Genomic DNA, 534 nt, shown 5'->3' on the forward strand with positions numbered 1-534 from the left:
GTGACGACAAAGGCAATAATAATCTGGCCGGGATTAGCCTGTCCTACGGTCGCCAGTCTTCCCGTTCAGAACAGCAGCACCGCCAGACCACTCAACAGGGCAGCCATCTCGCTGCCGGGGATAACCTGACCATAACCGCCAAAGGGGATGGCAAAGGCGCATCAGGCCAGAATGGCGATATCCGCATTCAGGGCAGCCAGTTACAGGCGGGCAAAGACCTGCAACTGGCTGCTAACCGGGATATTCAGCTCTCCTCCAGCCAGAACACTGAACAGACCACCGGCAAAAACAGCAGCCACGGCAGCTCGCTGGGCGTGGGCCTGACCGTGGGACCGGGAGGCACCGGCCTGAACGTCTCGGCCAATGTCAGCCGGGGCAACGGCCATGAAAACGGCAACGGCGTCAGCCACACTAACACCACATTACAGGCGGGACAGACCGTCGGGCTGAACAGTGGCCGGGACACGACGTTAAAAGGCGCTCAGGTCAGCGGCGAGCAGATAACTGCCGAGGTGAAACGTCATTTGACATTAA

At 59.4% G+C, this 534-nt stretch carries 1 protein-coding gene; it reads left to right on the top strand.

All coding sequences use genetic code 11. From position 1 onward, the window contains the following. Nucleotides 1-534: hemagglutinin repeat-containing protein (locus EAE91_RS25280; protein WP_214090569.1), on the top strand; the 534-nt coding region annotated here is incomplete at both ends.

The organism is Photorhabdus noenieputensis (genome assembly GCF_018448935.1).
GTDB classification, from domain to species: Bacteria; Pseudomonadota; Gammaproteobacteria; order Enterobacterales; family Enterobacteriaceae; genus Photorhabdus; species Photorhabdus noenieputensis.